Annotated in this window: 9 protein-coding genes and 1 pseudogene; 3 read left to right on the top strand and 7 right to left on the bottom strand. The window is 36.6% G+C overall.

The genetic code is table 11. The features are described 5' to 3' along the window. The 6 genes from KSU66_RS21250 to KSU66_RS21225 form a co-directional block, all read right to left on the bottom strand. Positions 1–213 (bottom strand): helix-turn-helix domain-containing protein (locus tag KSU66_RS21250; protein ID WP_269053451.1); only part of this gene is annotated, 213 nt, incomplete at its 3' end. 245 nt (positions 214–458) lie between these two features. Further along, positions 459–1,028 (bottom strand): hypothetical protein, encoded by a 570-nt coding sequence (locus KSU66_RS21245; protein ID WP_269053450.1) that lies wholly within the window; start codon positions 1,026–1,028, stop codon positions 459–461. A 172-nt stretch (positions 1,029–1,200) separates the two neighbouring features. Further along, positions 1,201–1,635 (bottom strand): hypothetical protein, encoded by a 435-nt coding sequence (locus KSU66_RS21240; protein ID WP_269053449.1) that lies wholly within the window; start codon positions 1,633–1,635, stop codon positions 1,201–1,203. A 198-nt stretch (positions 1,636–1,833) separates the two neighbouring features. Next, positions 1,834–2,253 carry a hypothetical protein gene (locus tag KSU66_RS21235; RefSeq protein ID WP_269053448.1) on the bottom strand — a complete coding sequence of 140 codons (420 nt, stop codon included), beginning with the start codon at positions 2,251–2,253 and terminating at the stop codon, positions 1,834–1,836. A 65-nt stretch (positions 2,254–2,318) separates the two neighbouring features. Continuing rightward, the gene (locus KSU66_RS21230) at positions 2,319–2,993 is read right to left on the bottom strand and encodes a hypothetical protein (RefSeq protein ID WP_269053447.1); all 675 of its coding nucleotides are present in this window, start codon (positions 2,991–2,993) and stop codon (positions 2,319–2,321) included. Between the two features lie 279 nt (positions 2,994–3,272). Next, positions 3,273–3,563 (bottom strand): hypothetical protein, encoded by a 291-nt coding sequence (locus KSU66_RS21225; RefSeq protein WP_269053446.1) that lies wholly within the window; start codon positions 3,561–3,563, stop codon positions 3,273–3,275. Between the two features lie 201 nt (positions 3,564–3,764). On the opposite strand from KSU66_RS21225, the gene KSU66_RS21220 reads away from it, so the two are divergent. Both KSU66_RS21220 and KSU66_RS21215 read left to right on the top strand, forming a co-directional pair. After that, positions 3,765–4,199 (top strand): ferritin-like domain-containing protein, encoded by a 435-nt coding sequence (locus KSU66_RS21220; protein ID WP_269053445.1) that lies wholly within the window; start codon positions 3,765–3,767, stop codon positions 4,197–4,199. Positions 4,200–4,499: 300 nt separating this feature from the next. After that, positions 4,500–4,787 (top strand): transposase, encoded by a 288-nt coding sequence (locus tag KSU66_RS21215; RefSeq protein ID WP_269053444.1) that lies wholly within the window; start codon positions 4,500–4,502, stop codon positions 4,785–4,787. A gap of 316 nt (positions 4,788–5,103) precedes the next feature. Here KSU66_RS21215 and KSU66_RS21210 read toward each other — a convergent pair whose 3' ends face one another. Beyond that, on the bottom strand, positions 5,104–6,288 hold the full coding sequence (locus KSU66_RS21210) for an aminotransferase class I/II-fold pyridoxal phosphate-dependent enzyme (RefSeq protein WP_269053443.1): 1,185 nt from the start codon (positions 6,286–6,288) through the stop codon (positions 5,104–5,106). A 711-nt stretch (positions 6,289–6,999) separates the two neighbouring features. Here KSU66_RS21210 and KSU66_RS21205 point away from each other — a divergent pair. Beyond that, positions 7,000–7,145 (top strand): annotated as a pseudogene (locus KSU66_RS21205) (IS1595 family transposase); the annotation flags it as partial.

Genomic DNA, 7,145 nt, shown 5'->3' with positions numbered 1-7,145 from the left:
TATCGTACTTAGTTTAAATTGAACAGTATACTTCTTGATCTTCTTTCTTCGTTTTAACCCATCCATTCCTTGAGACTCATAGGCTTTTACCCATGCACGTATAGATGTTTGGCTGCCCATATTATATTTCTTTGCCAATGATCGATATTCAATATTGCCATCTAAATACTCAGTGACAAGCTTAATTTTAAATTCCTCATTATATTTCGCCATAAAAAACACCCCCGAAAGTTAGATTTATTACTCTAACTTTCGGGGGTCGGTACCTAGTCTGCGCGTTTTTTCTTGCATTTTCTATTGTTAATTCATGTATAAAATATATACAAAATCGATTGTTATTTGACTTGTTATTGTCGTTTTTCTCACCGTCAACCGAACCGGTTACAAAGCAACCCTTGGTTTTTAACTAAAGCACCCTTTACTTTAATAACTAAATATAGAAAGACATAATAATAACTTTAGCCGGCTTTTAAATCAGAACTCCAAGGAGGCTCTTTTCCAATATCTACGGATATTTCTTGCCTTTTCAACCCTATTTTCTCAGCATAATCATCAAGCATTTCAAAAACTGTAAAACGATGAATACTTCTGTTGAGAAATTGTGGTTCATTTCGTCTATTTGGGTCTATATTCCAAAGTGGTACAAAAACTCTTCCTGTATTATCGTTATATTCATTTATTGGAACACTGAAGTTGATATGCTCGTTATACCCATTTGCAACTGCTATGACAGTAACTTCCCCCATGTTTTCCATCGGAAACCTAGGGTCTTTGTGAACTGTAACAGGTATTTTGGCTTCTCCTTCAGAATTTGTTAATTCTGTTCCAATTATCGCACCTAACGAATTTATCACAATGATTCGAGCATTGCTAATTGGTGTGCTATGTTCTTCAGTAGTTGTCGTTACTTTAGCAGTTAATATTGCTGATACTGTGTTTTTATTGGTCTCTTCAAAAACTAATAAGAACAGAAAGAAAAAAGAAACAATAAATAATATAAAAAGACTTTTTTGAGCCGAGGATACCACAACCTTCTTTTTCTTTATCCTCAGTAGTATTTGATTTATTACTTAAATGTATACACGTTATCCTTCTTGCACTAACCTGCCCCGTTAATGAAAAAGCACCCCCGCTTATTCTTTCGAGTGACGAAAAATGAGCAATCACGCCCATTTCACTATTATCAACTGTAAATATAGGTTATTTACCTGTGACCATAAGCTCTCGCGAACTGACATCATAAATTTTATAGCCCATTTCAAACTCGTGGTCTTGTGTGAATATTACCTCACAGTAATAAGGGATTGACTTTCCGTAAGCGTCAAGTGCGGGAATACCGAAAAAAATAAACGCATCACCTGTATCAAGCATTTCAAGGGTCACTTCTGTAGAACGCCCCGAACTAGTTATATCGATGGTGCAGTCTCCGCCGATAACATCGTATTCCTCAAGTAATATATATTTTAGACTAGGAAGAGTAATGACTAAAAGAAAAACACCTAATAGTAAGGCACCGGCGGTCTTAACTATATTTAGTAATGTAAAGTTCTTTTCAACCAGCATAAAGCCAAATAAAATTACAGCCATTAGAGTTGAAAAAGTTCCTACTATGAGCATAATATAAAACACTGCCATTTTTGCACTTCCCTATAACGATTTAGTACTTATATTTACGTATTATCATTCCAAAGGTTTCATTTCAGAAAATCTAGATAGTATATTCTCTACTGTGTTCATTCTCTCTTATTGAACTAACCTGCCCCGTTAGTTTAACAAGAAAAAAGAGCTGCCAAAGCTACCCGTTAGTTGAAGAGTATATACGAAGACATGGAATTATTTCATTAATTCTTCTCCTGTTAAAATTTCATATAGGTCTGCTGAATCTTGCTTTGTTAATTTCACATATCTATCGCTATCGGTAACTATCTCTAGATTTTCACCATTTGGGCTAATCCATAGTAAATAGGACGCTATTTTATCTTCGCTACCGTTGCTATTCTTAGACGGAAATTGAAATTGGTAGTCAGCATAGCGTGCCATTTCTACTTTTTCACTTTCCCAATTAGCATTTTTGACTATATCTATGGCTTTTTTCACCTGTATTTTTTGAGTGACTTCTTTGAAGTCTTCAAAAACATTTTCTTCACCAATACGTTTCTGTACAGTTATTTTTTGCCCAATCACTTCATTCAAACAACCCGAAATAACTAACAGAACACCTAGTAGAGAAAAAAACAGTATTATTTTTTTCAATCAATTCTCCCCTTTATTATTACTTTCTTATTCAACTAAACTGCCCCGTTAGTTGAAAATCATCCTTAAAGATGGACCTCAGCCATCCAACTACTGGACTTTGATTTCACAATGATTAGGTTTTCATTTTCCCATTTGAGAGTACCTAAAAACCTTGAATACACACCTTCGTGTCCAATCTCCTCTACCAATAATTTGTCAATAACCCTTAGACCTTTTTCATTATAAACCTCACACATTAGCTGAAAGCCTTCTGAACGATGGATACCCTTTAAGATAGCCGTTTTTTTGCGACTTGGGCTTTTTCTCGGTGTTTTATCAACAATAAAAACAGCTTCAAAATTCTGTTTTTCAATTTCATTAAGGGCTTCTTCAACATAAGACTCAATAATAGAAGAAGGTAAATTCGAATATTTGTTAATTGCAGGCACAATGTAACATCTAACTAGCCTAGAGAATTCTTGAAATTTCGCTTGTGTTGAATCAAGTTCCAAAAAGGTCATATAGTCATACGGAACTAATATTTCTATCGTCCCAAAAGCATTATTCTCTTTATAGGAAACTGTCTTTTTTGGATTTGCCAAGCAGAATACATTAAAATTGTTAAACTCGACTAGTTCCATATCTAATTCGTTAATTTTCCTTAAAAATATCAACTTGAAAATTCCCATTTCGTGTAATCGATTATAGTGTTTTTTTGGACGGTTTTTTCCCCAGTCCATAAAATGGATACTTAGCATTAAAAGAATCCTCTCCCCTTTACATATTTACTATTAACCTAAATTTATCACGATTTCTTCTTAAACTAAACTGCTTCGTTAGTCTAAGTGAAACCTTTCACAATCTTTAAATTTATTTTACCATAAACTTTTCCACTTCCCTCAAAAAATACATTATTTTGATATTTACCGAACTACCTCAGATAAATTATAGCTTTCAAATCAAATACTTTATCGGTTAAGCCCAATCGCTGTGCAGGTGTGCTAACTTCAACTTTTGTGTTGTAAGGTAAACAAAAGTTATAGTAGGTGCGAAGTATTGTCATTGACATTCATCATCAAGGCAGCAATATGTTTTGGTTCCAGAGAAATGAGGATTGTCGTACAATCTACGGAACGTAATCCTCTATCAATCGTAGCGAGAAGGTGCAAAATAGGATTATCTGCATATTCAAGATGTGTTCCAGAAGCAGCAGCTACCTCTTTATGCAAGGCGTAAGTTTTAAACGATTTCGTCATTCGTAGATATGCTAATTTTCTTAATGATCTTGTTCCATATCCCCGCATCGTTCCCCAATCGATTAAATCCACTTTTGCTTGGACGAATTCTTCATGAGCTTGTTTTCTAGTTTTGGCTTTATCTGTTTGGCATAGAAAGTGATGAGCATTGCTGAGACGAAATTCCTTCGAATAGACTCGATTGATAGCAGTCAGTCATGTTGATTTTTTAACCCGTATAATTTTTCTTGGACTAGTGAACCATATGATTAAAATGATACGAGGAGTTTGAATATGAAAACTAGTGTGATCAAAAAATTGAATACCTTCCTTGAAGGCAACTATATGGCCATACAAGCCTACGAAAGATACATTCATCACATCGATGATTCAGATATAAAACAGACCCTCCAAAAAATTCAGCAGGACCATAAACAACATGCAATGTTGATTGCAGAGAGAATACAAAATCTTGGTGGTGTACCTGTTGATGATGTAGGTTTTAAGGGTACTATTGCTGAATTTGTAAACAATCTCAAGGGCTCGTCCAACGATCCCACCTTTATTTTGAAAGATGCCCTAAAGGGAGAAGATAAAGGCATAGAAATATCTAAGGAGCTTGTAAAAGGCGACCTAGACCCCGAAAGCTTAGAACTTGTTAATGACATTTTGAATCACGATCAAAAACATGTTAACTTATTAGAAGAACTTATTCTCCAAAATGGATAGTGTAGGATTCTCATTTCGGTATTTACTTGCATTAGTCATGCATAATGCGTCTACTTCCAAATAATTCTACATTTATCGATTGTCTAGTTCACTAACGCTCGCTATATCACACGATGACTGTAATGAAGACTGCTGATTACAAATAATTAGCAGTCTTTTTCTTCGAACTACGCAACATCCAATTTGTTCGCAATTAAATCACACCCTCTTGTCTACTTATTAAGTACGTATTATTCAGCCTTTGTTTATCCCCCTATATTTCAGGTGATAATTAGCTATACATATGAAAGGAGTGACCTTTTGAAGATTTTATTAGTTATTGCCGGCATTTCTTTTCCAATTATTATGTTTTATCTACAGAATAAAAATATGAAATTCCAAATTATTTTTAATATTATAGCTGTTATTTCAGCAATTACTTTCGGGAGTATTGCATCAACTTCCATATTCCAAATCATAACCGACAATGCTGTATTTATGACTGCAATTCACGGCATTTTTCTCAATCTTTTTTTCCTGATAACTGGAGCTTATCTTGGTGTATTCATTGTATATAGACTACTGATTCTGACTATGGATGAAAGATAGCATCTTACTCCATTTTCTTAACTTCCCTTCCCGCACATTATTTGTCAACCGCTCACTTACTCAATCGTCCCTACGCATAAGCGCCTGTGGTATTGTCACTCAAAAGTGGCGAGCCCGTTAAGGTCGATGGTGTCTGGCTTCGATATACCATAAAAAGTATGAACGTGTAAAAATGATTGATGGTAGACTTCAATGATAAAGCAAAACTGCTCCAAGAAACGCCACAAACTTCCTAATTGGCAGATGATTACAGCATAGTATAAACAAAAAGGTTAGAAAAGACATGTACGTGCATGTCTTTTCTAACCTTGTATACTTATACTGTTAAGCTTCCATGAAAACGATAAAGTTTGCTTAATTGCTCGACTGCTTTTTGTAGTGCCTCTACGTCCTGGATGAGTGCCAAACGGACGTATCCAGCACCTTCCGAACCGAAGATACTTCCAGGCACCATGACAACACCGCATTCGTCAATGGCTTTAAAAACGAATTCCTTGTCGTCCATGTCAAACGGATATTTCGCCCAAACGAACATGCCCCCGTTTGAAGGGGTTGCAGTCCAGCCAATTTCGGCTAACCCGTCCATTAACACTTTGTGGCGCTGCGAAAACTCTTTGCGCAGGCGATCTGTAATTTCTTCCGCATGATCCAACGCAGTTGCAGCCGCTTCTTGTATCGGCCCAAACGTACCGTAATCCAAGTTCAATTTTAGCTCTTTAAAGATACGGATGATTTCAGCATTGCCGACGATATAAGCGATGCGTGCCCCTGCAAGACTAAAGCTTTTGGATAAAGAATTGATTTCCACTCCAACATCCATTGCCCCCGGCGTCGATAGAAAGCTGATTGGAGAATCACCCTTGAAATAATATTCCGAATAAGCCGCGTCATGAAGAACGAGGATGTTGTGCTTCTTGGCAAACGCAACAACTTTGTCAAAAAATACCGCATCAGGCAGAGCCGGAACGGGATTACCTGGCAAATTCAAAATGAGTAACTTCGCTTTTCGCGCGATATCTTCAGGAATTGCATCCAAATCAGGCAAGAAGCCGTTTTCTGCACGCAACGGCATTTCGTATGGAACCGCACCCGCTAACTTGATGCCTGCTTCGTATGCGACATAGGCAGGGTTCGTCGTTAATACAATATCCCCTTCATTGCAAAAGGCTAACGGTAAATGAACGAGTCCTTCCTGGGAACCCATCGTTTGAATGACTTCCGTTTTCGGATCGAGTGTGACGCCGGAACGTCTTTCGTAGTAGTTTGCAACAGCTTCATGAAACCGTTTTGTACCGCCAAGTGTATAGCCATATGTACTTGCTAGTAAGCTTTGTTCCGATAATACGCGTCTCACTTTTTCATCCGGCGGGAGATCTGGGCTTCCAAGACTTAAGTCAACCAATTCAGCCCCCGTCGCTTTTTTTGCTTCGGCCGCTGCTTTCAGTTCTGTGAAAATAGCGGGTTGAAAAATGGACATTTTTAACGAAGGTTCAATCTTCAATGAAAAACACTCCCTGTTTATGAGATATTGATTCTATGAAATAGTCTATCACAAACTGTAAGACTATTGCAAAAAGCGCTAAAAAAGATTGAAATCATTTCATTTTTTCAGCCTTCGCCCATTAGATTTCTAGATGGATGGTAATCGACTCTTTCCCCTTCCCCTGCAACGTCACGTTGATCAATCCCCCGGCTGAAGAAATGAGGTGTTGTTGTATAACAAACCATCCTATTATGGGGATGACAAGGATTAAGCAATATTCTAACTTGAATATTGGGTAATTATATGAGTTAATTTCATAATAGAAGAGTTAGTCTTGAAATACGAACAAGGTTGATTTCCACTTCGGGCGGACGCTTTCCGTGGGCACGGCTTCAATCAACGAAACGCCTTCTATACTAATGGACAATAAAACTTAAAACCAAATTATCATTAGTATTTTAAGTTAAAATAGGGAATTATGAAATCGACTCATATATGTTAATCATATGAATTCGTGTACAACTGAGCGAAAGCACCTACCAAGGTAGCCCAAACAGGATTAGAAGGGATTCTTTATTCCAACATATGATTCCCTAAGATACGCTATTATTTATATGAGGCTTCATACGTTTATCAATTTGGCTATGTTAAATAACTGTGTTGATATTTGACTGAAGGGAGCAAACGTTCTGCATTTAAGGTAAGAATATTTGTTTGGAGGGCCCCAAAATGAAGTTAAGTGAAATAATAGCAGAAATCCAAAAATTGAAACTTGCTGAACAGCATCGTTTAAAAGAATTCTTTATTACTTCCCTTACGTCATTTTCAGCGAGCGAACCAGTTTTCTATGAAATAAATGAACGTAAAAATAAAGA

This window comes from Sporosarcina sp. G11-34, from assembly GCF_026931025.1.
Note: the sequence above shows the minus strand (reverse complement) of the source record. Positions and strands in the feature narration are given on the sequence as shown.

Coding starts and splice junctions, on each gene's coding strand:
- KSU66_RS21240 (WP_269053449.1), bottom strand. CDS start 1,635: ATGGCAGTGTTTTATATTATGCTCATAGTAGGAACTTTTTCAACTCTA.
- KSU66_RS21230 (WP_269053447.1), bottom strand. CDS start 2,993: ATGCTAAGTATCCATTTTATGGACTGGGGAAAAAACCGTCCAAAAAAA.
- KSU66_RS21220 (WP_269053445.1), top strand. CDS start 3,765: ATGAAAACTAGTGTGATCAAAAAATTGAATACCTTCCTTGAAGGCAAC.